23 protein-coding genes and 1 tRNA gene are annotated in these 25838 nt (G+C 63.4%); 8 read left to right on the top strand and 16 right to left on the bottom strand.

What is annotated here, in order from left to right; all coding sequences use genetic code 11:
- Positions 1-56: 56 nt before the first annotated feature.
- The 6 genes from X739_RS157215 (at position 57) to X739_RS157190 (ending at position 6352) form a co-directional block, all read left to right on the top strand.
- On the top strand, positions 57-893 hold the full coding sequence (locus X739_RS157215) for an ABC transporter permease subunit (RefSeq protein ID WP_198019181.1): 837 nt from the start codon (positions 57-59) through the stop codon (positions 891-893).
- On the top strand, positions 890-1681 hold the full coding sequence (locus X739_RS157210) for an ABC transporter permease (protein WP_023770533.1): 792 nt from the start codon (positions 890-892) through the stop codon (positions 1679-1681). The genes X739_RS157215 and X739_RS157210 overlap by 4 nt, the downstream gene beginning before the upstream one ends.
- 16 nt (positions 1682-1697) lie before the next feature.
- Positions 1698-2762: an ABC transporter ATP-binding protein gene (locus X739_RS157205; protein ID WP_023770532.1), complete on the top strand. Its 1065-nt coding sequence runs from the start codon at positions 1698-1700 to the stop codon at positions 2760-2762.
- A gap of 158 nt (positions 2763-2920) precedes the next feature.
- On the top strand, positions 2921-4474 hold the full coding sequence (locus X739_RS157200; protein ID WP_023770531.1) for a sodium:proton antiporter: 1554 nt from the start codon (positions 2921-2923) through the stop codon (positions 4472-4474).
- A 116-nt stretch (positions 4475-4590) separates the two neighbouring features.
- A complete protein-coding gene (locus X739_RS157195) occupies positions 4591-5499 on the top strand; it encodes an endonuclease/exonuclease/phosphatase family protein (protein ID WP_023770529.1) in 909 nt (302 codons plus the stop codon).
- 7 nt (positions 5500-5506) lie between these two features.
- The gene (locus X739_RS157190) at positions 5507-6352 is read left to right on the top strand and encodes an EamA family transporter (protein ID WP_023770528.1); all 846 of its coding nucleotides are present in this window, start codon (positions 5507-5509) and stop codon (positions 6350-6352) included.
- Positions 6353-6356: 4 nt separating this feature from the next.
- On the opposite strand, the gene X739_RS157185 is transcribed toward X739_RS157190, so the two are convergent.
- The 14 genes from X739_RS157185 to X739_RS157120 form a co-directional block, all read right to left on the bottom strand.
- Positions 6357-7574: an MFS transporter gene (locus X739_RS157185; RefSeq protein WP_023770527.1), complete on the bottom strand. Its 1218-nt coding sequence runs from the start codon at positions 7572-7574 to the stop codon at positions 6357-6359.
- Positions 7575-7662: 88 nt separating this feature from the next.
- Entirely contained in the window at positions 7663-7980 is a 318-nt protein-coding gene (locus X739_RS157180; protein ID WP_023770526.1) for a Dabb family protein, read from the bottom strand.
- A gap of 9 nt (positions 7981-7989) precedes the next feature.
- The gene (locus tag X739_RS157175; protein WP_023770525.1) at positions 7990-9618 is read right to left on the bottom strand and encodes a choline dehydrogenase; all 1629 of its coding nucleotides are present in this window, start codon (positions 9616-9618) and stop codon (positions 7990-7992) included.
- A 12-nt stretch (positions 9619-9630) separates the two neighbouring features.
- Positions 9631-10392: a 3-ketoacyl-ACP reductase gene (locus X739_RS1000000169185; protein WP_023770524.1), complete on the bottom strand. Its 762-nt coding sequence runs from the start codon at positions 10390-10392 to the stop codon at positions 9631-9633.
- Positions 10389-11891: a GMC family oxidoreductase gene (locus X739_RS157165; protein ID WP_023793855.1), complete on the bottom strand. Its 1503-nt coding sequence runs from the start codon at positions 11889-11891 to the stop codon at positions 10389-10391. The genes X739_RS1000000169185 and X739_RS157165 overlap by 4 nt, the downstream gene beginning before the upstream one ends.
- A 68-nt stretch (positions 11892-11959) precedes the next feature.
- On the bottom strand, positions 11960-13075 hold the full coding sequence (locus tag X739_RS157160; protein WP_023770523.1) for an ABC transporter ATP-binding protein: 1116 nt from the start codon (positions 13073-13075) through the stop codon (positions 11960-11962).
- Positions 13076-13078: 3 nt separating this feature from the next.
- A complete protein-coding gene (locus X739_RS157155) occupies positions 13079-14023 on the bottom strand; it encodes a carbohydrate ABC transporter permease (protein ID WP_023770522.1) in 945 nt (314 codons plus the stop codon).
- Entirely contained in the window at positions 14020-14970 is a 951-nt protein-coding gene (locus X739_RS157150) for a sugar ABC transporter permease (protein ID WP_015315823.1), read from the bottom strand. Before X739_RS157150 ends, X739_RS157155 begins: the two co-directional genes overlap by 4 nt.
- An 89-nt stretch (positions 14971-15059) precedes the next feature.
- Positions 15060-16313 carry an ABC transporter substrate-binding protein gene (locus tag X739_RS157145; RefSeq protein ID WP_031240042.1) on the bottom strand — a complete coding sequence of 418 codons (1254 nt, stop codon included), beginning with the start codon at positions 16311-16313 and terminating at the stop codon, positions 15060-15062.
- 58 nt (positions 16314-16371) lie between these two features.
- Positions 16372-17883, bottom strand: a complete 1512-nt coding sequence (locus X739_RS157140) for an aldehyde dehydrogenase family protein (protein ID WP_023793859.1) — start codon at positions 17881-17883, stop codon at positions 16372-16374.
- Positions 17884-17900: 17 nt separating this feature from the next.
- Positions 17901-18677, bottom strand: coding sequence for an enoyl-CoA hydratase/isomerase family protein (locus X739_RS157135; protein ID WP_023793861.1), 777 nt, complete (start codon positions 18675-18677; stop codon positions 17901-17903).
- Complete coding sequence (locus tag X739_RS157130) at positions 18670-20271, bottom strand: acyl CoA:acetate/3-ketoacid CoA transferase (protein WP_023793863.1); 1602 nt, start codon at positions 20269-20271, stop codon at positions 18670-18672. Before X739_RS157130 ends, X739_RS157135 begins: the two co-directional genes overlap by 8 nt.
- Positions 20268-21284, bottom strand: a complete 1017-nt coding sequence (locus X739_RS157125) for a Gfo/Idh/MocA family oxidoreductase (protein WP_023793865.1) — start codon at positions 21282-21284, stop codon at positions 20268-20270. The genes X739_RS157130 and X739_RS157125 overlap by 4 nt, the downstream gene beginning before the upstream one ends.
- Positions 21281-22339, bottom strand: coding sequence for a LacI family DNA-binding transcriptional regulator (locus X739_RS157120; RefSeq protein ID WP_023770516.1), 1059 nt, complete (start codon positions 22337-22339; stop codon positions 21281-21283). Before X739_RS157120 ends, X739_RS157125 begins: the two co-directional genes overlap by 4 nt.
- Positions 22340-22576: 237 nt before the next feature.
- Here X739_RS157120 and X739_RS157115 point away from each other — a divergent pair, with 237 nt between their 5' ends.
- Positions 22577-23731, top strand: a complete 1155-nt coding sequence (locus X739_RS157115; RefSeq protein ID WP_023781271.1) for a dihydrodipicolinate synthase family protein — start codon at positions 22577-22579, stop codon at positions 23729-23731.
- Between the two features lie 92 nt (positions 23732-23823).
- On the opposite strand, the gene X739_RS157110 is transcribed toward X739_RS157115, so the two are convergent.
- Both X739_RS157110 and X739_RS157105 read right to left on the bottom strand, forming a co-directional pair.
- Positions 23824-23898: transfer RNA gene (locus X739_RS157110), tRNA-Val, on the bottom strand.
- 115 nt (positions 23899-24013) lie between these two features.
- A complete protein-coding gene (locus tag X739_RS157105) occupies positions 24014-24376 on the bottom strand; it encodes a response regulator (protein ID WP_006199474.1) in 363 nt (120 codons plus the stop codon).
- Positions 24377-24538: 162 nt separating this feature from the next.
- On the opposite strand from X739_RS157105, the gene X739_RS157100 reads away from it, so the two are divergent.
- Entirely contained in the window at positions 24539-25480 is a 942-nt protein-coding gene (locus X739_RS157100) for an N-formylglutamate amidohydrolase (protein WP_023781272.1), read from the top strand.
- Positions 25481-25838 lie beyond the last annotated feature (358 nt).

Below are 25838 nucleotides of genomic sequence, written 5' to 3' on the forward strand. Positions count from 1 at the left end.
AGTCCGTTACCACCAAGCCCGCGCCGCCGAACGAGGCGACCACTTTCCGCTTTCCGATGCAGTGGATTGGCGTGGCGCCTTTCTTCATCTTCGTCCTGATGTTCCTGATCCTGCCGACGATCTATCTCGTCCTGGGCGCTTTCCAGAATGGCGACGGTCAGCTGACGCTGGATAATATCCTGCAGCTGATCAGCGATCCCTCGATCAGCGCTTCCTATTGGGTTTCGATCAAGATCAGTTTCTGGTCGGCCGTCATCGGTGCCTTCGCCGGGCTCGCGATTGCCATCGCCATCGTGCGCGGCGGCCTTCCCAACTGGACCCGCTCGGCGACCCTGACTTTTTCGGGTGTCGCCTCGAATTTCGCCGGCTTGCCGCTGGCCTTCGCCTTCCTGGCTACCCTCGGCCGCGTCGGCATCGTCACAACGCTTCTGCGTGACGTTCTCAATGTGAACATCTACGCGATGGGCTTCAATTTCCTCACGACATCGGGCCTGATCGCGGTCTATCTGTTCTTCCAGATTCCGCTGATGGTGGTCATCATCGTGCCGGCCATCGACGGCTTGAAGAAGGAATGGGGCGAGGCCGCCGCCACGCTCGGGGCCACCCAGTCGCAGTATTGGCGCATGGTGGTCATTCCGGTGATATGGCCGAGCTTCCTTGGCACCGTCATCCTGTTGTTCGCCAATTCCTTCGGCGCCATCGCCACGGCTTACGCGTTTGCCGGCCCGGCACTCAACATCGTTCCCATCAAGCTCTATTCGCAGATCAATGGCGACGTGCTGCACAACCCGCAGCTCGGCTATGCCATCGCCTTCGGCATGATCGTCATCACGGGCTTGGCCAACGTCTTCTACATCTGGTTCCGGACCCGGTCCGAAAGGTGGCTCAAATGAAGTCGGGCAAATTCTGGGCCTGGGTCGTCTTCATTGTCGGCGCGGCCTATTTCTTCATTCCGCTGATGGCGACTGTCGAGTTCTCGTTGCGCATGCGCCGCGGCGTCCATTCCTTCGACGCCTACCAGATCGTGCTGGGCGACGCTCGCTTCCAGTCGACCTTCCTGTATTCGGTGGTAGCGGCCGTCTTCACCATCATTCTCGGCGTGCTGATCGTGGTGCCGGCGGCCTATTGGATCCGGCTGCGCCTGCCGCGGCTCAGGCCGATCGTCGAATTCATCACGCTGTTGCCGCTGGTCATTCCAGCCATCGTCATCGTCTTCGGCTATATCCGGATGTACGGCTCGAATTCCCCGCTGCCGTTCCTGGGCAGCAATATGGGAGCGAATGCCCTCCTGGTGATCGGCTATGCGACGCTGGCTCTGCCTTACATGTATCGCGCCGTCGATACCGGGCTGCGCACCATCGATGTGCGGACATTGACCGAAGCAGCGCAGATCCTGGGGGCCGGCTGGGGCACGATCATTGGCCGGGTGATCCTGCCCAATGTCCTGATCGCCGTGCTGTCGGGCGCCTTCCTGACCTTTGCCATCGTCATCGGCGAGTTCACCATGGCGAGCCTCCTCAACCGTCCGGCCTTCGGCCCTTATCTGCAAAACGTCGGCGCCAACCGCGCCTATGAACCGGCAGCCCTTGCCATCATCGCCTTCGCCATTACCTGGGGCTGCATGTCGCTCATCCAGATCCTGTCCCGCTTCGCGCCGAAATCGGCGAACCGCCCGAACTGACCTGAGAGAAAAAGCCATGGCCGAGCCATTCCTGTCGATCCAGCATGTGCGAAAGTCCTACGGGTCCAACACCGTGGTGCAGGATTTCAGCCTCGACGTCGAGCCGGGCGAGTTCGTCTCGTTCCTGGGGCCATCCGGCTGCGGCAAGACGACGGTGCTGCGCATGGTCGCCGGCTTCGAGGAACCATCGGCCGGCAAGATCGTCGTCGCCGGCAAGGACATCACGCGGCTGAAGCCTAACCAGCGCAATGTCGGCATGGTGTTCCAGGCCTACGCGCTGTTCCCGAACCTGACCGTGGCGCAGAACATCGCTTTCGGGCTGAAGGTTGCCGGCATGAACAAGGCCGATGCCGACAGGCGCGTCGCCGAGATGCTCGACATGATCAGGCTGCCGCAGATGGCGGACCGCTATCCCTACCAGCTGTCCGGCGGCCAGCAGCAGCGCATCGCACTGGCGCGCGCGATCGCGCCGAAGCCGAAGCTCCTGTTGCTCGACGAGCCGCTGTCGGCGCTGGACGCCAAGGTGCGCGTGTCGCTCCGCGAAGAAATCCGCTCGATCCAGAAGAAGCTCGGCATCACCACAATCTTCGTCACCCATGACCAGGAAGAGGCGCTGTCGATCTCCGACCGCATCGCGGTGATGTATGGCGGCAAGGCCGAGCAGGTCGCGACGCCGTTCGAGATCTACAACCGGCCGGCGACCAAGTTCGTCGCCAATTTCGTCGGCACGCTGAACGTGCTCGAAGGCAAGGTCACCGACGCCGCCTCCGGCAAGGTGCAGGTCAACACGCAGGAAGTCTCGCTCAAAGGCAAGCTCAACGGCTCGAAGTCCGGCGACACGCTGTCTCTGGCGCTGCGGCCCGAGGCGATTTCGCTCGGCCGCCAGCCCGGCCGCGACTCCAGCCTGACCGGAGAGATTTCCGAAGTGCACTTCCTCGGCTCGGTTATCCGGGTCCGTGTCGGCATCGGCGGCAACACGGTGTCGCTCGACACGTTCAACAACTCCGCCACCCCGCCGCCCGCGGTCGGAGAGAAGGCCGAGATTTCGTTCTCGTCGAGCGATATGCTGGTGCTGCACTAGGTAGTCCGCTGTCGGAAGGCGCTCCCAAACGGGCGCGCCAGCCATCGGGATTTCTCATGCTGTCGGCAGCGACACGGCCCGTGCCAGAGGTGTCCCTGTTGTTTCACGACCATGACTTTGGCACTGCCAATCGCCTCGTTCGGCGGCTACGATAGAGCATGGCTCTTTTCGAACTGACGCTTATCCTCCTGTTGATTGCAGTCGCGCTGACGGCGCTGTCGCGGCGGCTGCAAGTTCCCTATCCGTCGTTGCTGGCGCTGGCGGGCGCGGGCATCGCCTTCCTGCCCGGCATGCCCACCATCGAAATCGACCCGGAACTGGCGCTGGCCTTGTTCATCGCCCCCGTGCTGCTCGACGCCGCCTATGACACCTCGTTGCGCGACCTCAATCGCAACCGGCTGCCGCTCGCGCTGTTGGCCTTGGGGGCGGTTGTTTTCACCACCGCAGCGGTTGCGCTGCTCGGCTGGAAGATGGCAGGCCTGCCGATCGCCGCGGCTGTCGCCCTTGGCGCCATCGTAGCGCCGCCCGATGCCGTCGCGGCGTCGGCCGTGCTCGGACAGTTCAAGGTGCCGCACCGCATCACCACCATCCTGCAAGGCGAGAGCCTGCTCAACGATGCAACCGCGCTGCTGATCTACCGTATCGCTGTCGCCGCCGCACTCGGTCCGTTCCTGCTGAGCAGCGCCGCGCCCATGGTCGCCTTGTCGACCGTTGGAAGCCTGGTGGCCGGCTATGTACTGGGCCGGCTGTCGCTCGCCACGCTGAGCCGCATCGAGGACGCCGCCAGCGGCACCGTTGTGCAGTTCGCCGGCACGTTCGGTGTCTGGATTCTGGCGGACAGGTTGGGTCTCTCGGCGATCATCACAATCGTCGTCTACGCCATGACTATCGCGCAGACCGCGCCACGCCGAATGTCAGCGAGAAAGCGTGTCAGTTCCTATTCGGTCTGGGAGACGGCGGTGTTCGTGCTCAACGTGCTGGCCTTCGTGCTGATGGGTCTGCAGGCGCGGTCGATCGTCGGACGGCTCGCCGGTACGGGAGAGCTCGACGCGTTCATCTTTGCCGCGGCAGTGCTGGCGGTCGTCATCGTTTCGCGCCTGATCTGGGTGCTGGGCTGCGGTGCAATCATCAGGTGGTTTGCCCGCTTTGGCGGCGCCGAGCACCAGCCGGATACGCCGTCCTTTCGCGGCGGCGTGCTCATCGGCTGGTGCGGCATGCGCGGACTGGTAACGCTTGCGGCGGCATTCGCCTTGCCGGTCGAATTTCCTGCTCGCGACCCGATCGTGCTCGCCGCCTTCACGGTCGTGCTCGGCACCCTGGTGCTGCAAGGAATGAGCCTGAAGCCGCTGCTGCGCATCCTGAAACTGGATCCCGACGAAACGGTCGACCGGGAGGTCGCGAAGGCGCGCGTCGTGGTGATGCAGGCTGCTCTCGATGTATTGAGCGGCAAGACCTCGAGCGCCGCAGCCGCTGTGCGCGAGCAATATGCCGCCCAGCGCAAGGTCGCCAAAAATCCCGAGGACGCCCAGGCCGCGACCGAATATGACAGGCTGCGTCTCTATGCCATCAAAAGCCAGCGCGATGCCCTGGAGGAGCTGCGCCGCGACGGCACCATCGGCGACGAAGCCTATCACCGTCTGGAGGAAGAGATCGACTGGACGGAGCTTGCGGCATCGCCGGCAGGGCGCTTCCAGCCGCTGACCACCGACTAGCAGATACCGCGTCTCGACCGCTGCCCTGCTGGCCCAAGCCCCATCCGTCCTCCTGCACATTGCAAGCGATCAGCCGAACCGCTACTGCCAACATCGAAAAGTGAGCCGGATAAGCAATGAAGCTGGTCAGCTACAACATCCAGTACGGATTCGGCAGCGACGGACGCTACGATCTTTCGCGTGCGGCACGCCTTGCCGCCGGCGCCGACATCATCGCCTTGCAGGAGGTCGAGCGGCACTGGCAGCGCAGCGATTTCGATGACCAGCCGGAGATGCTTTCCCAGTTGCTGGCCGGGTATCACTGGGTCTACGGCCCAGCCTTCGACATGGATGCCAGCGAGCTGCGTGACGGCCGCCTGGTCAATCGCCGCCGGCAGTTCGGCACCATGGTCATGTCGAAGCTGCCGATCGTCTGGTCGCGACTGCACGCGCTGCCGATGCGCCGCACACTGCGGCCGCTCAACACCCGCAACGCCGCGCTCGAATGCATGATCCGCACGCCGGCGGGGCCGGTCAGGGTGCTGTCGCTGCATCTCGCGCACATCGCGGCGGAAGAGCGGCTGGAGCAGATTGATTATCTCATGACCGAGCACCGCCGGGCACAATCGGAAGGCGGACCGTGGAGCGGCGCGGATGACGAACCTTCGCGTAACTGGACACATGGGGAAGTCGAGCCGGAAAATCCGCTGGCGACAATCTGGATGGGCGATTTCAACATGGAACCCGGCAGCGCCGAATATCGCCGAATTGTCGGCGGCACGCCCTATCATCGGGGTGCTGCCTATCTCGACGGCTTGGTCGATGCCGCTTCTGTCGCCAGCGAGCCGGTGGCGGATTTCCATACGCATGAGAAGATCATCGACGGCAGGCTGGCAAAGCGCCGGCTTGACCATTGCTTCGTCGGCGGCATGCTGGCCGGGCGTGTGCGTTCGGTTGGATCAGACATCGGCGAGGTGGCTTCCGACCACTTCCCGGTCCGGGTCGACATCGATCTCGAGACGCCCTTCGGCTGGGGAGGTCGATGAGCTCCCTATGACGCTTTTCGTCTTCTTCGCGGTGCTTGCCGCGGCCGCCATGCACGCGATCTGGAACGCCCTGGTCAAGGTGCATCTCGACCGCTTCCTGTCGATCACGCTGATGACGCTCGGCATGGGCACTGCTGCCCTCGTCGTGCTGCCCTTCGTCGAGGTGCCGAAGGCGGAGGTCTGGCCCTACATCATCGCTTCGGTGATCTTCCACATGGGCTATCGCACCTTCCTGATCGGAGCCTACCAAGCCGGCGATTTCGCCCAGACCTACCCGCTGGCGCGTGGCACGGCACCCCTGCTGGCCGCGATTGGCGGCATGTTCGTCGTCGCCGAAGTGCCGGCGCCGCTTGCCATCCTTGGCATCCTGCTTTTGTCGGCCGGCACGCTGGTGATGTCGTTTCGCGGTGGCGCGCATCTGGAGAAGCTGAACCTGCGCGCCGTCGGCTATGCGCTGGGCACGTCGATCTTCATCGCCAGCTACACGCTGTCCGACGGCAGCGGCGCGCGGCTGGCGGCAACGGCGCAGAGCTATGCCGCCTGGCTGTTCATCTGCGATGCATTTGGGGCGCTGGTGCTGTGCCTCGTTTTCCGAGGGCCCAAGGCGCTTCCCGTTCTGGCGCGCGACTGGAAGACGGGACTGTTCACCGGTGTGCTTTCCGGCGCCGCCTACTGGATCGTCATGTGGGCGATGACCAAGGCGCCGATCGCCTCGGTGGCGTCGCTGCGCGAGACTTCGATCCTGTTTGCCATGATGATCTCGGTCTACGCCCTCGGCGAGAAGATGACAGGCTGGCGCGGCGCCGCCGCGCTCAGCATTGTCGCGGGCGTCATCGCGCTGAGGATGGGTTGACCTCTCAGCCGAGCACCGTCATTACCTGGCCGCGCCGCTCCGGACTGAAGCGGATGACGACGATGATGCAGACGGCGACCACGCCGGCAAAAAGCGCCAGCGCATAGCCATAGCTGCCGCCGGGGGCTTCGGCGATCCCGGCCTGATATGGACCGCCATAGGAAGCGGCGAGATTGCCAGCCTGATAGATGAAGCCGGGCAAGGTGGCGCGCACCGCACCGGGAGAAAGCTCGTTGAGGTGCACGGGGATGACACCCCAAGCGCCCTGCACCGCGACCTGCATGATGAAGGCGCCGATGGCCAGCATGAACGGCGTGGAACTGTAGGCCCATAGCGGGATTGCCGGCAGGGCGATGATGCAGGCCAGGGTGATGGCGTTGACACGGCCGATCTTCTCGGACAGCGCGCCGAATGCCAGGCCGCCGACGATGGCGCCGATGTTGGCAACGATGGTGATCCAGCTCACCGTATGCGGATCAAAGCCATGTTGCTTCTTCAAAAAAGTCGGGTAGAGATCCTGTGTGCCATGGCTGAAGAAGTTGAAGAACATCATCAGCACGACAGCATAGAGCGCGACGCCCCAGTGCTTCTGTAAGGTCTCCAGCATTCCCGGTCGAGCGGTTTTCTGTGCCTCGACGAAGGCAGGAGATTCCGGCACATGCGAGCGGATGAACAGGACGATCAGCGCCGGGACGAAGGAGAGCAGGAACATGGCGCGCCAGCCGATCGTGTAGCCGCCGATCGTCTGCTGGTAGAGCAGGCCGTAGACCACCGCCGCCAGCAGATAGCCGGCAGGATAGCCGCATTGCAGGATGCCCGAGACAATGCCGCGGGCGCTCGGCGGGACGGATTCCATGGCAAGCGAGCTGCCAAGGCCCCATTCGCCGCCCATGGCGATGCCGAACAAGGCCCGCAGCGCCAGGAAGATGCCGAGATTGGGCGAGAAGGCGGCGAGCGCGCCGATCACCGAATAGCTGACGATGTTGAGCATGAGAATGGGCTTGCGCCCGTATTTGTCGGCTAGCATGCCAAAGAAGAACGCGCCGATGAAGCGCGTGGCCAAGGTCAGGAACAGTGCCTTTGATACTGCCGGGACATCCGTCTGGAATTCAGTCGCAATATCGGTGAGCAGGAATGTCAGAAGGAAGAAATCAAAAGCATCGAGCGTCCAGCCCAGGAATGAGGCCAGGACGGTTTTCTTCTGCTCGGTAGTGAGGTTCAAGGCGTCCTCCTTTGCATCCCCCAGGAACGATATGTCGCCCTGTCGGCAAAAGAGAACAGAGATCAGCCGGCTTTCGGAAGGCCGGCGGTCACTTTTTCGTAAGATCGAGATCGAAGACCATCAATCCCTCCGTGCCGCCTTCGAGGGCCGCGACCAGCCGGGCGCCGGCACGCTGATGCGCCCCATGCACGAGGTAGGAGTCGCGGGCGGCGGCATCACGGAAATCGATGGTGAAGCCATGGCTGAAACCTCGCGCGAAAGGCTCTGGGCTGACATTGGTGCTGAACCGGACGGTGCCCATGCCGTTGATGACGGAGCGAAGCGCCTCGAGATCGGCGTGAATGGCCTTGCGCTCATCGACGCCGATGTCGTTGCGGAACCTGACAAAGACACAGTGCCTGATCATTTTCTGCTCCTATGCCACGCGGTTGCCGGAAAACACCGCCGGCGGCAGCGGCTCGCGGCCGAGGATCAGGTCGGCACCCTTTTCGCCGACCATGATCGTCGGTGCATTGGTGTTGGAGGAAGGCACGCGCGGCATGACAGACGCATCGCAGACGCGCAGCCCCTCGATGCCGCGCAGTCTCAGGTCCGGCGCCACCACCGCCATGTCGTCATTGCCCATGCGGCAGGTGCCGACGGGATGGTGGTCGGTCTTGGACGTGCGGCAGGCATAGTCGATCAGCTCATCGTCGCTGGCGAGCGACGGACCGGGCAGCACCTCGCGCAGCACGTAAGGGGCAAGCGCCTTCTGCCGCATGATCTCGCGCGCCAGCCGCAGGCCCTTGAGCGACATGTCGCGGTCATAGGGATCGGACCAGTAGTTGGGGTCGATCAGCGGATGGTCGGCGGGATCAGCGCTTTTCAGCCGCACCGTGCCGCGCGAGCGCGGGCGCAGGAAGGCCGAGTTCAAGGTGACGCCCGGGTTCTTCAGCTTCTCGACGCCAGCCTCGATGCCGGAGCCAAGACCCAGATGAAACTGGATATCTGGCGAGGCGGCGGTCGGGTCGGCGTACCAGAAGCCGCCGGTCTCGAACAGGCTGGAAGCCACCGGTCCCTTCTTCAACAGCAGATATTGCAGGCCAGCCCAGGCCGTGCGGTGCAGCTTGGCATAATTGTCGTAGGTATGGTCGCCGGTGCATTCGGCGATGACGAACAGGTCGAGATGGTCCTGCATATTGGAGCCGACGCCGGGCAGGTCGTGCACCGGCGTGACGCCGACCGATTTCAGGTGGTCGGCCGGGCCGATGCCCGACTGCATCAAAAGCTTAGGCGAACCGATGGCGCCGGACGAGACGATCACCTCGCGGTCGGCGCGCAGGATTTTTGTCTCGCCGCCCGGCCTGTCGACCACCTCGACGCCGATGGCGCGGACGTTCTCGACGACGATGCGGGTGACCAGTACGTCGGTCCGGACGGTGAGGTTCTTGCGAGCGCGGATCGGCCTGAGATAGGCGACCGAGGCGGAGGAGCGCCGGGCATCCTTCTGGGTCAGCTGATAGTAGCCGACGCCTTCTTGGGCAGCGCCGTTGAAATCCGGATTGAAGGGAATGCCCATCTCCTGGCCAGCGCGGAAATAGGCCTCACAGATCGGCAGCGGCGAAATCGGGTTCGACACGCCGAGCGGGCCCTCGTCGCCGTGGAAATCGTTGGCGTAGCGCTGGTTGTTCTCGGCCCGTTTGAAATAGGGCAGCACGTCGCGGTAGCCCCAACCGGCCAGCCCTTCCTCTTTCTCCCAGGCGTCGTAGTCGCGGGCATTGCCGCGCGTGTAGATCTGGGCGTTGATGGAGGAGCCGCCACCAACCACCTTGGCCTGCGTGTACCAGAAGACGCGGTCGTTCATGTTCCTCTGCGGCACCGTCGACCAGCCCCAGGAGGCGATGCCCTTGGTCATCTTGGCGAAGCCCGCAGGCATATGGATATAGGGGTGCCAATCCTTGCCGCCGGCTTCGAGCAGCAGCACGGAATTGGAGTGATCCTCGCTCAGCCGGTTGGCCAGCACGCAGCCGGCCGGGCCGGCGCCCACGATGATATAGTCGGTCATTGTCTCATCCGTTCATAGCCGGGGCACGGAGAGCGCGCCGTCGACATTGATGATCGAGCCGGTCGAAAAGCCCAGTCTCCCGGCAGCGAGCGCGGCCACCATGGCGCCGATGTCGGACGCTTCGCCCCAGCGTTTCGCCGGCACCAGGCCGCTGTCTATCAAAGCGTCATATTTGGCGGTCACGCCCGCCGTCATGTCGGTGCGGATAATGCCCGGCCGCAGCTCGAACACGCCGATGTTTTCCGGGGCCAGCCTGAGCGCCAGATTCTTCACCCACATCGAAAGCCCTGCCTTCGAGATGCAATATTCGGAGCGTTCCGGCGAGGCCATCTCGGCGCTGACCGAGGTGATGGTGATGATCGATTTTGGATGATCGCTGGGCTGGCGGAGCATCGCCCTGGCGACCGCCTGGCTGAGGAATACGGTGCCTCGCAGGTTGACGCCAAGCGCGCGGTCGAAATTGTCGGGTTCGAGGTCGAGCAGATCGCCACGCACGACGGCGCCGATGCCGGCATTGTTGACCAGGCAATCGACGCGGCCGAGGTCGCGCATGGCGGTTTCGACCAAGGCGGCGTGGCTAGAAAGATCGGCGATGTCGCAACTGACATAGGCAAATTTCGCGCCGCGCGCGGTTATGTCAGCGGCGAGCTCGCCTGCGGCTGTTTCGGCAAGGTCGGCCACGAGAATGTCGAAGCCGGCGTCGGCCAGCGCTTCGGCGCAGGCAAGGCCGATGCCGCGCGCGCCGCCGGTGACGATGGCCGCCGGGCGGGTCATGCGGCGAGGTCCGCTTTGCGGATGTGTTCGGCGACACGCAGCGCCTGCGCCGCGATCGACAGCGCAGGGTTCACGGCGGCCGAATTCGGCAGAAAACTGGCGTCGACGACGAACAGGTTCTTATGCTCGAAGGCGCGACAGAACGGATCGAGCGGCGACGTCGCCGGATCATCGCCCATTTTCACCGTGCCGCACTGGTGCGAGGGCGTGCGTTTGTCGAAAGGGCGCGACAGCACCAGGGGATAACCGCAGGCGCGAAAATTCTCGCGCATCACCTTGGTCAGCCCGTCGAGCGACTGCATGTTGGAGCGCCGCCATTGCATGACGATGTCCTTACCGTCGACCATGATGCGGCTTTCGGGGTCGGGCAGGTCCTCGCACATCAGATACCAGTCGACCGCATGGCCGGCCATGAAATCGAGCACGAATTTCGGCACCCGTTTCACATTGGCCTTTAGCATGTTTCCGTCGATCTTGCCGAGAAGCTGGACATTGCCGAGCGGTTTGCCGCCCTTGCCGCCCGTCAGATAGTAGTCGTTCAGCATCAGCGTCTTCTGGTAGACGGCATCGTTCCTGCGGCGCGGATCGATCGCCAGCATGGCGCTAGAATTGTGGTTCATGAAATTGCGACCCACCTGGTCGGAGCGGTTGGCGAGGCCTTTGCCATCGGGAGAAGGCGAGCGCAGCAGGATGACCGCTGAATTGACCGCGCCGGCCGACAGGATGACCAGTTTTGGCGACAGCTTCTTCAGCTCGCCGTTCTGGCGGTAATGAACCGCCGATATGGTTTTGCCGTCCGGAGCAGTCTCGAGATATTCGACATAGGCGCCGGTTTCGAGCTTGATGTTCGGATCGTTCAGTGCCGCCGCCAGCGGTGCGGTCTGGGCGTCCATCTTTCCCTGGCCAGTATTGGGGAAGGCGTCCCAGCCAGTCCTGCCCTCCTTCAGCCAGGTGTCGATGTCGACGCCGAGCGGGAGCGAGGCCGGATGCAGGCCCAGCCGCTTGAGCTCGGCGCGGGCACGCGCGATCGGCGCCTCGTCGGGCACAGGCGTATAGGCATAGGGGACCGAGTGGAACGGCTCGGTCGGATCCTCGCCGAGCGTGCCGCGGACGCGGAAAAGCTGCTCTGCCCTGGAATACCAAGGCTCGAATTCATCATAGGAAAACGGCCAGGCCGGCGAGACGCCGCCGAAGTGCTCCATGGTGGAGAAATCCTCTTTGCGGTAGCGGATCAGCACCGCGCCGAAGAATTTAGAATTGCCGCCGACATAATAGTAATTGCCCGGGTTGAATGCAGCGCCACCGGCCTCGCGCCACATCTCCTTCGGCCGGTAGTGGCCGTCAACGAAGATCGAGCGCGTGTCGCGCGCATGCGGGGTCGCCGGCAAGGGTTCGCCGCGCTCCAGCATCAAGATGGAAGCGCCGCTGCCGGCCAGGCCGGCGGCAACCGTGGCGCCGCCGATGCCGGAGCCGGTGATGACGATATCCGGGTTTGTCATTGTCTAGAGGTCTTTGTTCTGATGCATGTCATTGCCCCAAAACCAGACCCACTTTTGGGCGACACGCATTAGCGAATACGGCTCTCGGTCGCTGGATCGAAGAACACCGCCTTGGTCAGGTTGAAGGCGAGCAGCGTGTTGGTACCGGGCTGGATGTTGGCATCGGCGCGTAGTCGCGCCACCACGCCCTTGCCGCCGAGATTGGTGACGGCGAAGGTGTCGGAACCGGCCGGCTCCACCACCTCGATATGGCAATCGGCGGTGGCGATTTGCGAGGCGTTGCGCTCCGCGCCTTCCGGATCGGTGAGCGCCTCCGGACGAACGCCGAAGATGACCGGCTTGCCCTTGAACGCCGACAATCCGGCCGGGGCGTTGGCCATAGGCAAAGTGATCGGCTGGCGTGCCTCGCGATCGAGCACGACGGCGAGGTCGCCGCCATTGCCGTCGATGGTCGCCGGGATCAGGTTCATCGCCGGCGAACCCATGAAGTCGGCGACGAAGACATTGCTGGGGTTGTTGTAGATCTCGGCCGGCGTACCGAATTGCTGCACCTCGCCGTCGCGCATGACGGCGATCTTGGTCGCCAGCGTCATCGCCTCGATCTGGTCGTGGGTGACATAGACGATCGTCGTGCCCGTGGTGGCGTGCAGGCGCTTGATCTCGATGCGCATGTCGACGCGCAGCTTGGCGTCGAGATTGGAAAGCGGCTCGTCGAACAGGAACAGCTTGGGGTCGCGCACCAGCGCCCGGCCCATGGCGACGCGCTGGCGCTGGCCGCCCGACAGCTGGCTCGGCTTGCGGTTCAGCAGATGGCCGATCTGAAGCACCTTCGCCACCTTGTCGATCGCCTTCTGGCGCTCGTCGGCCGGCACGCCGCGCATCTCCATGCCGAAGGAGATGTTCCCGGCGACCGTCATGTTCGGGTAGAGCGCGTAGCTCTGGAACACCATGGCGATGTCGCGCTTGGATGGGTGCAGATCGGTGATGGTGCGGCCGTCGACGCGGATATCGCCAGAGGTGATCGTCTCCAGTCCGGCAATAGTATTGAGCAAAGTGGACTTGCCGCAGCCGGAAGGGCCGACCAGCACCAGGAAGCCGCCCTTTTCCAGCTCGAGATTGATCCCCTTCAGGATCTCGACCTGGCCGAAACGCTTCCTCAGACCATCAATTTCCAGAAAAGCCATTGGTTATCCTTTGACCGCGCCCGCCATCAGGCCACGCACGAAATAGCGGCCTGCGAGCACGTAGACGAGGAGGGTGGGCAGGGCCGCGATCATCGCGGCCGCCATGTTGACGTTGTATTCGACGACGCCGGTCGAGGTGTTGACGACGTTGTTGAGCGCCACCGTCATCGGCATGGCGTCGCCGGTGCCGGCATAGGCGGAGGCGAACAGGAAGTCGTTCCAGATGTTCGTGAATTGATAGATGACGGTGACGACGAAGATCGGCATCGAGTTCGGCAGCATGATGCGCCGAAAGATCTGGAAGAAGGAGGCGCCGTCGACCTGCGCGGCCTTGACCAGTTCGGTCGGGAACGCCTCATAATAATTGCGGAAGAACAGCGTGGTGAAGCCGATGCCGTAGACGACGTGGACGAACACCAGGTTCACCGTCGGGTTGCCGAGGCCGAAGCTGGTTCCGACCGTGTTCTGCAGCGTCACGCCGAACCGTCCGAGGCTGCCCAGGATCGTCGCCATCGGCAGCAATACCGATTGGAACGGGATGAAGCAGGCAAATAGCATCAGCCCGAACACCAGGGTCGCGCCGCGGAAACGCCATTTGGTCAGCACGTAGCCATTGAGCGCGCCCAACATGGTCGAGATAAGCACGGCCGGAACCACCATCTTGATGGAGTTCCAGAAATAACCCTTGATGCCGGCGCAGGTGAGGCCGACGCAGGTCTCGCCCCAGGCCTTGAACCAGGGGTCGAAGGTCGGCGCCTTTGGCAGCGCCAGCATGTTGCCGTTCTGGATCTCGTCCATGGTCTTGAACGAGGTCACCAGCATGACGAATAGCGGCATCAGGTAGAACAGCGCGAACAGCGCGAGAAGCCCGTAGATCACGATGCGGTTGACGATCTTGACGTTCATGCCGCCGCTGGCCTGGCGGACGGGAGTGGTCACGGCGCTCATCGCGACTTCTCCCTAAGTTCCGAATAGAGATAGGGCACGATGATGGCGACGATGGTCATCAGCATGATCACGGCGCTGGCCGAGCCGACGGCCATTTCGTTGCGCTTGAAGGTGTATTCATACATGAAGTTGGACGGCAGCCAGGCCGAGCCGCCGGGGCCGCCGCTGGTCAGTGCCACGACTAGGTCGTAGGATTTGATGGCAAGGTGCGCGAGCACGATGAAGGCCGACAGGAAGATCGGCCGCAACAGCGGAATGACGATGCGGCGATAGAGCTGGAAGGTGGTGGCGCCGTCGATCTGCGCCGCCTTCATGATCTCCCCGTCAATGCCGCGCAGGCCGGCCAGGAACATCGCCATGATGAAGCCAGAGGCCTGCCAGACGCCGGCGATGACCACGGTATAGATGACGAAATCCTTGTTCTTGATCCAGTCGAAATGGAAGCTCGTCCAACCCCATTGATGCAGCGTCTGTTCGAGACCGAGGCCGGGGTCGAGGAACCATTTCCAGGCAACGCCGGTGACGATGAAGGAGAGCGCCATCGGGTAGAGGTAGATGGGACGCAAAACCCCTTCGCCGCGAATCTTCTGGTCGAGCAGGATGGCCAGGAACAGGCCGAGCGCCAGGCAGATCAAAATGTAGAGAAAGCCGAAAATCCCCATATTGGTGATCGACGTGTACCAGCTCGATGGCGGGTCGGTGTCGAAGGTCCAGCCCCACAATCGCTGATAGGCGCGCGCGCCCGTAATGGCATAGGAGGGGAAGGTCTTGGAGTTGGTGAAGGACAGGTAGATCGTCCACAGGATGAAGCCGTAGACGAAGACGATGGTGATGGCGAAGCTCGGCGCCAGCACGATCTTGGGCAAGGCATCCTGCAGGCGCGAGCGCACCGAGGTGCGCGACCGCTCCGGTGTCAGCTTGATCTGGGTTGTCGCTACACTGCTCATGGGGTTCCTCCCGTCGGCGTCCGGGCGATCGGCCTCACGGACCGGAAACCTTCCCCGCCGGAGCGGGGAAGGTGTTTTGTGGCCGGCGCTTACTTGGCGTCGTCGATCGCCTTGACCAGTTCGGTCACGGCCTCGTCCGAGGTCTTGATCTGACCGTGGACAAACTTCGAGACGACGTCCTTATAGGCATTGGCGACAGCCGGAGGCGCGCCATAGCCCTGGGCCAGCGAGCCGAACAGGGTGCCGCCTTCGTTGGCCTTCTTCAGGTCGGCGATACCCTTCTTGCCGCAAGCGTCGAAGTCGGTGTCAGGCACGTCGGTGCGGGCCGGAACCGAACCCTTGACGACGTTGAAGGCCGACTGAAAGCTCTTCGACAAGGTGGCGGTGGCCAGAGCGACCTGGGCGGCCTTGCGGTCGTCCGGAACGTTGAACATGCCGAACATGTCCGAGTTGTAGATCACCGAACCGTCGGTGCCCGGGAAGCGGTAGCAGAGGAAGTCCGTGCCCGGCGTCTTTTTGGCGGCGTGGAACTCGCCCTTGGCCCAGTCGCCCATGACCTGCACCAGCGCATCGCCCTTGATGACCATGGCGGTGGCGAGGTTCCAGTCGCGGCCAGAGAAGTTCGGGTCGACATAGGTGACGAGCTTGGCGAGATTGTCGAACGACTTCTTCATCGTGTCGGACTTGAGCGACGCGTCGTCGAGGTCGTTCATCGCCTTCTTGTAGAACTCAGGTCCGCCGGTCGACAGCACGACGGAATCGAACATGGTTGCTTCCTGCCAGTTCTGGCCACCAAGCGCGAGCGGGGTGACCCCGGCCGCCTTGGCCTTGTCGAGCAGGGCGATGAAATCATCGAAGGTCTTCGGCTCGGTGCCGCCGATCTTGTCCATCACCGACTTGTTGATCCAAAGCCAGTTGACGGAGTGGACGTTGACAGGAGCGGCAACCCACTTGCCCTCATAGACGGAGAATTTCTGCAGGGCGGCCGGAACCGACTTGTCCCAGCCTTCCTTCTTCGCCGTCTCGGTGAGGTCGCCCATGACGCCGGCAGCGGCATAGTCGAGCACGGTGTAGCCGAGCATCTGCGAGGCGGTCGGATAGTTGCCGGCCGCGACCATCGCCTTCAGCGCGGTCATGGCGGCATCGCCGCCGCCGCCGGCCACGGGGACGTCCTTCCAGGCATAGCCTTCCTTGGCCAGATCGCCCTTGAGCACGTTGAGAGCAGCCGCTTCGCCACCCGACGTCCACCAATGCAGCATCTGCACTTCCTTGACGTCCTCGGCATGGGCCGCGAAAGCCAGGCCCGAAGCGAGCGCCGTTCCGATAAGCAGTTTGCGCAACATGTACTTCCTCCCTTGTTGCATTACACGACCGGTGGCAGCCCACCGGGTTCTTCCCAACTCAGCCGACCCACCAACCGGTGCGCTGGCCGCGATGAAACTGGATTGTCTTTTCCTCGGTATAGTCCTCGACAGCGCGCTTGCCGAGTTCGCGGCCCAGGCCCGACTGCTTGTAGCCCCCGAACGGCAGTTCTGGATAACCTTCCATGAACGTGTTCACCCAGACAGTCCCCGAACGCACGCCCCGCGCCACCGACATGCAGGTGTCGATGCTGGCGCTCCACACACCCGCCGACAGACCATAGGGCGTGTTGTTGGCGATGCGCAACGCCTTTTCAATCGATTCAAAAGTCAGCACCGAGAGCACCGGCCCGAACACTTCCTCGCGCGCGACCGTCATGTTTTCGGTGACGTTGCGTAAGATCGTCGGATCGAGATATTGGCCGGCATTGGAAGGGAGTTGCGCGCCGCCACTGTAGATGCTGCCGCCCTCACTCGCGGCGGCCGCGACGTAACCCGTTACCTTGGCCAGATGGTCGGACGAAATCATCGCGCCGACCTTGGTTAGGTCGTCGAGCGGATCGCCCACGGTTACCTTGGCGGTCAATGCCTTCACGGCGGCCAGGAAGTCGTCGGCGATCGCCTCATGCACGATCAGCCGGCTGCCGGCATTGCAGCACTCGCCGGCGTTGAAGAAGCCGCCGAATACCGCGGCATCGGCAGCTGCCTCGAGATCGGCATCGGGGAAGACGATCTGACCGTTCTTGCCGCCGAGTTCCATCGAAACCTTCTTCAGGGAATTCGAGGCCGCGGCCATGGTCATCTTGCCGACACGGGTGGAACCGGTGAACGAAACCATCTCGACCAAGGGATGGCTGACCATCGGCGCGCCGACATCGGCGCCGAGACCGGCGAGGATATTGACGACGCCAGCGGGAACGCCGGCTTCCAAGAGGATATTGCCAAGCACGAAGGTCGAGGCAGACGTCATCTCGCTTGGCTTGACCACGGCCGTGCAGCCGGCGGCGAGCGCGAAAGGCAGCTTCTGGCTGACGATGAGGAACGGGAAATTCCACGGCGTGATGATCGAGACGACGCCGATCGGCTCGCGCAGCACGACGCCCAGCATGGCATCGCCGAGATTGGCGTAGCTTTCGCCGTGCAACGTTCGGGCAAGCGAGGCGGCATAGCGCCAGATGTCGACGGCGCCGCCGATCTCGCCGCGCGCTTGGGCGATCGGCTTGCCGGATTCCAGCGCATCGAGCCGGGCGATGTCTTCCAGCCGGATCTCGATCAGGTCGGCGGCCTTGAGCAGGAGCGCGGCGCGTTCGGACGCTTTCATGCGCGGCCAGGGGCCGGTCTCGAAGGCCCTGTGCGCCGCCTGCACCGCTGCCTCCACTTCGGCGGCACCCGCCTGGGCATAGTGTGAAACCATGAAGCCGTGGCCGGGGCTCTTGCGTTCCAGCACGCGGCCATCGCGGGCATCGACATGCTTGCCGTCGATCAGAAGCTTGTATGCTTTAGGGGCCACGGAGGCCTCGGCAGGCATGGAAATCCTCAGAGGTGCATTCATATGATTTCCACTCTGTCCTAGGAACGCGAAAACACGGGCTTCTGCTTGGTCTTGAAGGACCCGACGCCGGCCTTGAGATCGCCGGTGAGCGCGATGAAGCCGCTGGCCAAGGCTTCTGTCGCAGCGGCACTTTCCTCGCCCTCCGCAACCGCGATCATCAGCTTGGCGGCTTCGGTCGCCAGTGGTCCGCGTCCGGCGATTTTTTCAGCCCAGATCCTGGCTTCATCCGACGCCTTGCCGGTTTCGACGACGCGGTCGACGACACCCAGCGCAAGCGCTTCCGGTGCCAGGAAAATCTCGCCACCGACAGCCATGCGACGCACCGTCTGGGCGCCGAAGCGACGCACCGCGCGTTGCGTGCCGGACCAGCCGGGGACGACGCCGATCGAGGTCTCGGGGAAGCCGAGCTTCACCTGCGTTTCGGCGACGCGGAAATCACAAGCCACAGCCAGTTCCAGCCCGCCGCCGAGCGCGTGGCCGGACAGAACGGCGATGGTCGGTTGCCGCAGCCGCGCCAGCCGGTCGAAGACACGGTGGCCGTAGCGTACCCATTGCACTTGGAAATCGGCTGCGCTCATGCTCCCCCAGGCCTCGACATCGCCGCCGGCGCAAAACCCCTTGCCTTGTCCGCTTATGAGGACGACGCGGACTTCCTCCGCGCTTTCCGCCTCCTCCAGCGCCGCTTCCAGCGCGCGCAGCATCGGGATATCGAGCGCGTTGAACTTTTCCGGACGGCGCAAGGTGACAACGCCGATCGCGCCATCCCGCTCGAAGGTGACGAGGCGCTCAGCCATGCGCGCCTCCGAGCAAGGCGCCGCCATTCAGGGACAGGCCGATCGGCCGATCCTGGTAGAGCGGCGCCGGCGTCACCTTAAGGTCGTTGGCTACATTGAGCGGGATCTCGGCCTGCGCCAGCACATCGCGCTCGAGGTCGATGCCCGGCGCCAGTTCCGTCACCATCAGCCCGTCCGGCGTCAACTTCATGACGCAACGCTCGGTGACATAGGTGATGTCCTGTCCCTGCGCGACGGCGCGCTTGCCGGAGAAGGAGATGTGCTCGACCTCCTCGACGACTTTCCTGACCTTGCCTTCCTGGTCGATGCGGATGCCGCCATTGGCGAGCGACAGCTTGGCCCCGGCATTGAAGAAGCCGGAAAAGACGATCTTCTTCGCCCGTGAGGTGATGTCGACGAAGCCGCCGGCGCCTGCGGTGACATGCGGCCGCGCCGAAAGCCTGGAGACGTTGACCGAGCCGTGGCGGTCGATCTGCAGGAAAGAGAGCAGCGAAGCGTCGAAGCCGCCGGCCTGGAAATAGATGAACTGGTGCGGCGAGGGCATGATCGCCTCGGCGTTGGAGGCGCAGCCGAACTTGAAGTCGAGCAACGGCACGCCGCCGACCGCGCCCTGTTCGATCAGCCAGGTGACCTTGCCGTGCTGGCCTTCTTCCAGAAGAATACGCGGCACGTTGGCCGAAATGCCGAAGCCGATGTTGACGGCCATGCCGTCGCGAAGCTCCATGGCGACACGGCGGGCGATTACCTTCTGAACATTCATCTCCGGCGTGCGGAAGCTCGACAGCGGCCGGAAGATTTCACCTGAAATCGCCGGGTCGTAAGGCGTCAGCGTCGTCTGCAACTGGTCCGGCGCGACGACAATATGGTCGACCAGCACGCCGGGCACGCGCACGTCATGCGGCTTCAGCGTGCCGTTCTCGACGACGCGCTTGACCTGCGCGATGACGATGCCGCCATTGTTGCGGGCGGCGAGCGCCTGTTCGAGGCCGCCGAGATAGGCGCCCTCATGCTCGTAGGTCAGGTTGCCGCGCTCGTCCGCCGTGGTGGCGCGAATGATCGAGACCTGGGGCACGATGGCGCGGAAATAGAGCCATTCCTCGCCGTCGAATTGCTGCACCGACACGATGGGTTCGCCGGCGGCGGCGTTCATGGCGCAGCCCTGATGGCGGGGGTCGGCGAAAGTGTCGAGGCCGACCTTGGTCAGCACGCCCGGCCGCTTGGCCGCGGCTTCGCGGTGCATGTCGAACAGGATGCCGGACGGCACGTTATAAGCGGCAACCGCATTGTCGCCGATCATCTTCCAGATTTGCGGCGGCTCGGCGGAGGAGGGGCCTGACGGATAGGAGCCGCACAGCGTACGCTTCAAGAGGCCAGGCTTCGCCAGATGATCGATGCCCTTGATGCCATACATGTCGCCGGCGGCAATCGGGTGCAGCGTGGTGATATCCTTCGGATGGCCCTCGCTATCGAAGCGTTCGCCGATCGCGGCGAGCACGGCGTCCGGACACCCGAGGCCGCTCGACGAGGACACCGAGACGACCACGCCGTCCTTGATCAGGCCGGCGGCGTGCGCCGATGAGACGACCTTGCTCAATTCATGCTCCCGAGTTTCGGGTCGATCTTGACGGTCTTGCCGGAAGCCGCCGATTGCAATGCCGCCTCGGCCGAGGCGAGCGACCAGATGCCGTCCTCGCCGGTGGCGGGAGGCTGGCCCTCGCCGCGGACCGCGGCATGGAACCCGCGTACCGACCTCGTGTAGAGATCCTCGCGGTCGAAGCTCAACTGTTCTTCGCCGCTGGCGGTGCGCAAGAGGACCGAGCCGGCCGGCTTTTGCGTCATCACATCGCGGGCGATGAGCGAGCCCCGCGAGCCGTGCACCTCGAAGCCGGTGTCGGCAAACCTGGTGGTGAATCCCTCATGCGATTGCGCGATAAGGCCCGATTTGAAGCGCCAGAGGCACATGGCGCCATCTTCCAGCCCGCTGCCGGCCATGCCGGCGGATTGCGTGAAAGCGGAAACCTCGACCGGATCGTCGCCAAGCACGAAGCGCAGCGTGTCGGCATCGTGCACGGTGATGTCGAGCACCACCCCGCCGCCCGCCTCCGGTCTGGTGATGCGCCAGCCCTGCAGGTTTTCGGGCAGGTAGACGGAATGGAAGACACGCGCGGCAATGGGGTTGCCGATGCGGCCCGCGGCAACGGCGTCGCGCATGGCACGGTGCGCGCCGGCATTGCGCAGATGATGATTGGTACCGAGCACGATGCCCGCGGCCTTGGCCGCGGCGACCATCTTGCGTGCGTCATCGCTGGTCAGCGCCAGCGGCTTCTCGCACAGCACATGCTTTCCCGCCCTGGCGGCGGCCAGCGCCTGTTCGAAATGCAGTTCATTGGTGGTCGAGATGTAGACGGCGTCGATGTCGGATCCGAGCAAGGCATCGAGACTTGATACGGCGGCTGGAATGCCATTTTCCATTGCATAGGCCATGGCGCGTCCGGGGTTGGAGCTCATCACCGCTGATATTTCGCCATCGGGTTGCGCGCGAATGGCGTCGATCATGAATTGCCGGGCGATCGTGCTGGAGCCGATCAGCCCCCATTTGACGCTCATGTCGCGGTTCCCGCCGCCGCGGGCCTTTTTCGCGTGCGGCGATCCGGGCCGCAGCTTTCCCTGACCACGAGATTGACAGCGCCGATATGATCCTCGGCCCGCGTGGTGCGCGACTGGATCATCTTGATCATGACGTGGGCCGCGCGTTCGCCGAGGCCGGCGGAGTCCACCGCTACGCTGGTCAGCGGCGGCATATAATGTTCGGCCTCGACCACGTCGTCGAAGCCGACGACAGCGAAATCCGCGCCCGGCTCAAGTCCGCGCTTGCGCAGCGCCAGCATGACGCCAAAGGCTACGGCATCGTTGAAGCACAGGGCCGCGGTTGGCGGCTCGGTCATTGCGAGCGACGTTTCCAGGCAGGCCATGCCGCCCTTGCGATTGGTCTCGCCTTCGATGATAAGCGCGTCGCGGGCGTCGATGCCGAGGGTGTCGCAGGCCTCGCGAAAGCCGCCCAGGCGCTCATGATAGACGACGAGGTCGGACGAGCCGCCAAAGAAGGCCAGGCGGCGATGCCCCTTGCCAACCAGATGCGAGGTCGCGAGATAGGCGCCCCGATGATTGTCGGGAGCAATCACCGGAATGCGGCTTTCAGGCAGCCGGCGCATGGCGAAGGCAATCGGCAGACCGGCTATTTCCAGCCGCCGGAACGCCCCTGGCGTCGTGCCGCGCGCCGGGGAAACGATGAGCCCGGCGACGCCCTGTTCCATCAGAGACTTCAGCACCTCTTCCTGGCGCACCGGATTCTCGGCCGTGTTGGCGATGAAGGGCACGATGCCGGCCGACTGGAAGACCCGTTCCATGCCGACCGCCAGCTCGGCGAAGAACGGGTTGGTGAGATCGTTGATGACCATGCCGATGACGTTGGAGTGGGCCTTGCGCAGATTGGCGGCGCCGCGGTTGTAGACATAGCCGACATCCTCGATCGCCTTGCGGACCTTGACCGCGGTTTCGGGGCGGATCAGCCCGCTGCCCTGGAGCACGAGCGACACCGTCGATTTGGACACGCCCGCTTCCCGGGCAATGTCGAAGATCGTCGCCTTCGCCCGGCTGGCCATCCAGATATCCTCCCCAGTTTTTTCAATTGGTTTATTGGAACGTTCTAATATCTGTTCCACGGATGAGTCAATCAGGATTTTTCTCGATCAAGAGAAGTGGTCATGGGTGGTCAAATATAGCCTCCCCAAGGCTTTCCGTGTGCAGCGCAACATTGGCCGAGTTTGGCCAGCTCGAATCTCAAAGCTTGTTGATTTATTGGAACGTTCCATTTATAGGAGCCGCGAAGGGAGACATCCATGGACATTGCCTTGCCTGGCGAGGGTGGCCGCGGCACACCCTACGCCCTTGTCGGACAGCCGGTCCAGCCGGTGATCGGCGCGCGGTTTTCGCGCATCACCTATGCCGCCGCGCATGTCGTCGCCGATCCGCTGGGAATGACAGATCCATGGTCGCGGCCCGTTGTCGATTGGGACAGGACGATGGCGTTTCGTCATCATCTATGGCGGCTCGGCTTCCGCATCGCCGAGGCGATGGACACGTCGCAGCGCGGCATGGGTTTCGATTGGACGAATGCGCAGGAATTGATCCGCCGTTCAATCGCGGAGGCGCGGACCGTCGCTGGCGCCGATCTCGCCTCGGGTGCGGGAACCGACCATCTGGCTCCGTCGAGGGCCCGGACTGTCGACGACGTGGTCGCCGCCTATGAGGAGCAGTTCGCCTTCATCGAAGGCCAGGGCGGCAAGGCGATCATGATGGCCAGCCGCGCGCTGGCGGCCGTGGCGAAGGGGCCGGACGATTACGCCCTGGTTTACGACCGCATATTGGGCCAGGCCTCCGGCAAGGTCATCCTGCACTGGCTGGGCGACATGTTCGATCCGGCCTTGAAAGGCTATTGGGGAAGTGACGATTTCGAGACCGCGCTCGATACGGTGATCGCCATCATGGAGCGCAATGCCGGCAAGGTCGAAGGCATCAAGATATCGCTGCTCGACGCCGGCAAGGAAGTGGCGCTCAGGAACCGGCTGCCGGACGGCGTGATGATGTTCACCGGCGACGACTTCAATTATCCCGAGCTGATCGCCGGAGACGGCAAGCGGCACTCGCATGCGCTGCTCGGCATTTTCGACGCGATCGCGCCGGCCGCCAATGCCGCGCTGGCGAAACTGGCTGACGGCGATCGTGCCGGCTACGACGCGCTGATGGCGCCGACCGTGCCGCTGTCACGAAAAATCTTCGAGGCGCCGACTGAATATTACAAGGCCGGCATTGTCTTCATGGCCTGGCTCAACGGCCACCAGGACCATTTTTCGATGGTCGGCGGCATGCAGTCGGCGCGCGGCATCCGCCACTATGCCGAAGTCTTTCGCCTCGCCGACCAGGCAGGGTTGCTGGCCGACCCCGACCTTGCCATTTCGCGGATGAAAAGCCTGTGTGCTGTCGCGGGGGTCTAAACGCGTTTCGCGATCGGATCACCCGTCGTCCATTTCCGGTGAGCGCCAAGACAGGCGCGCCATGCTGCAAGGTCCGAATGTGTGGCTTCGAATGGTGGGCGTGACAGGGATTGAACCTGTGACCCCTGCAATGTCAATGCAGTGCTCTCCCGCTGAGCTACACGCCCATCCGAAGCCGCGCATACACCATTTTTGGTCAGGCGCGTCAATAGCAGGAAAAGAGGAAAAACACGTCGTCCCGCCGCGGCCGTGGACCGACGCCGGCGGCTTGCGGAAGGCGGTTCAAGCCGCCTGCAGCATCTTCTCGACCTCGTTGACCAGATCGCGCAGGTGGAAGGGCTTGGACAGCACCTTGGCGTCTTTCGGCGCCTTGGAATCCGGGTTCAGCGCCACGGCGGCAAAACCGGTGATGAACATTACCTTGAGGTCGGGATCGATCTCGGTGGCGCGCCGCGCCAGTTCGATGCCGTCCATCTCCGGCATGACGATGTCGGTCAGAAGCAGCGAGAACGGTTCCTCGCGCAGCCGCTCATAGGCACTGGCGCCGTTGTCGAAATCGCTGACCTGATAGCCGGCGCGCTCCAGCGCCTTGACGAGGAACCGGCGCATATCGTCGTCGTCTTCCGCCAGAAGAATGCGTGCCATGATATCCCGTCCGAATCACCCGCCCGAGACTGCCGTGGAGCAGGCCCGTTAACCATCCTGTATATGAGGAGGTGAGAGTAAACATCAAGTGAACGCGGACGCGCCTGACCCATATTTGCCCAGCGGCACGACCGCCGAAATGCTGGACATGCGGCCAGCAAGGTGGCAGTTTCATGCCATGATGCACTGGTGTTTTCGGGTTCGTTCAAATTGAAGACGGCAGCCGAGGATTTTTCGGTCTTTCCACCCTTCGAAATCCGGTCGGGCGCCGAGCAGCGCGTCCCCTTCCTGTTCAACTCGCCGCATAGCGGCCGCTACTATCCCGAACGCTTCCTTGCCATGGCAAGGCTCGATCGCAATGCCATCCGCCGCTCGGAGGATTGCTATGTCGACGAGTTGTTCGGCGGCGCCGTGGCGCTCGGCGCGCCGATGCTGGCGGCGAATTTCCCGCGCGCCTATCTCGACGTCAACCGCGAGCCCTGGGAACTCGACCCACGCATGTTCGCCGAGCCGGTGCCGTCCTTCTGCAACATCCGCTCCGCGCGCGTGGCCGGCGGGCTCGGCACCGTGCCGAAGCTGGTGGGCGAGGGGCTCGACATCTATTCGGGCCGCTTGCCACTCGCCGAGGCGGTTGCCCGCATCGAGGCCGTCTACAAGCCCTATCACGAAACGCTGAAACGGCTTTTGACCAGGACCCACGCCCGGTTCGGCTTTGCCGTCCTGATCGATTGCCATTCGATGCCGGCGAGCATCCGTGTCGGCGACAGCGGGCTGCGGCCGGATTTCATCATCGGCGACCGTTTCGGCATCTCGGCCACCGCGGCCCTGACCGAAGCCGCGATCGGCCTATTGACCGCGATGGGCTATACGGTTGCCCACAACAAGCCTTATGCCGGCGGGTTCATCACCGAGCATTACGGCCGTCCGGCGCGTCATTTGCATGCGCTGCAGATCGAGGTCAATCGCGGGCTCTACATGAATGAGCGGACATTCGAGAAAGCCGCCGGCTTCGACGCGCTGGCCGACGATCTGACGCGGTTTTCAGCCGACCTGATGGCGATGCCGGACCATCATTTCATCGACCTGCCGCTGGCCGCGGAGTAAGCCCACGCCTTGTCTCATGCGTGCCACTGCCCAAGATTTTGTGTGCTTCTTTGGGCGGCCCGCTCCAGGAGCGGGCCTGAAAAAAAGACCGCATCGTTTGCACGATACGGTCGAAGTCTAGGGAGGAAACGCCCAAGGAGGGCATGGACAGGAAACCCTGTCCGAGATTGAGGGTATTGTGCAGCGCACAAATGTCAAGCGACGTTTAGGCTTTTTTAATTCAGAGTGATGTGGAAATTGCGTTTCGATGACGTTGGAGTGACATTCCGGCAACAGTCATCGCGGCGTATAAATCGATAAACAAGCTTGTCTTGGCGGCGAAGTCGCGGCAGGCCCGGCTCGGGCGCGCTGCAAAGCG

It is taken from the genome of Mesorhizobium sp. LNHC209A00 (assembly GCF_000502915.1).
Classification (GTDB): domain Bacteria; phylum Pseudomonadota; class Alphaproteobacteria; order Rhizobiales; family Rhizobiaceae; genus Mesorhizobium.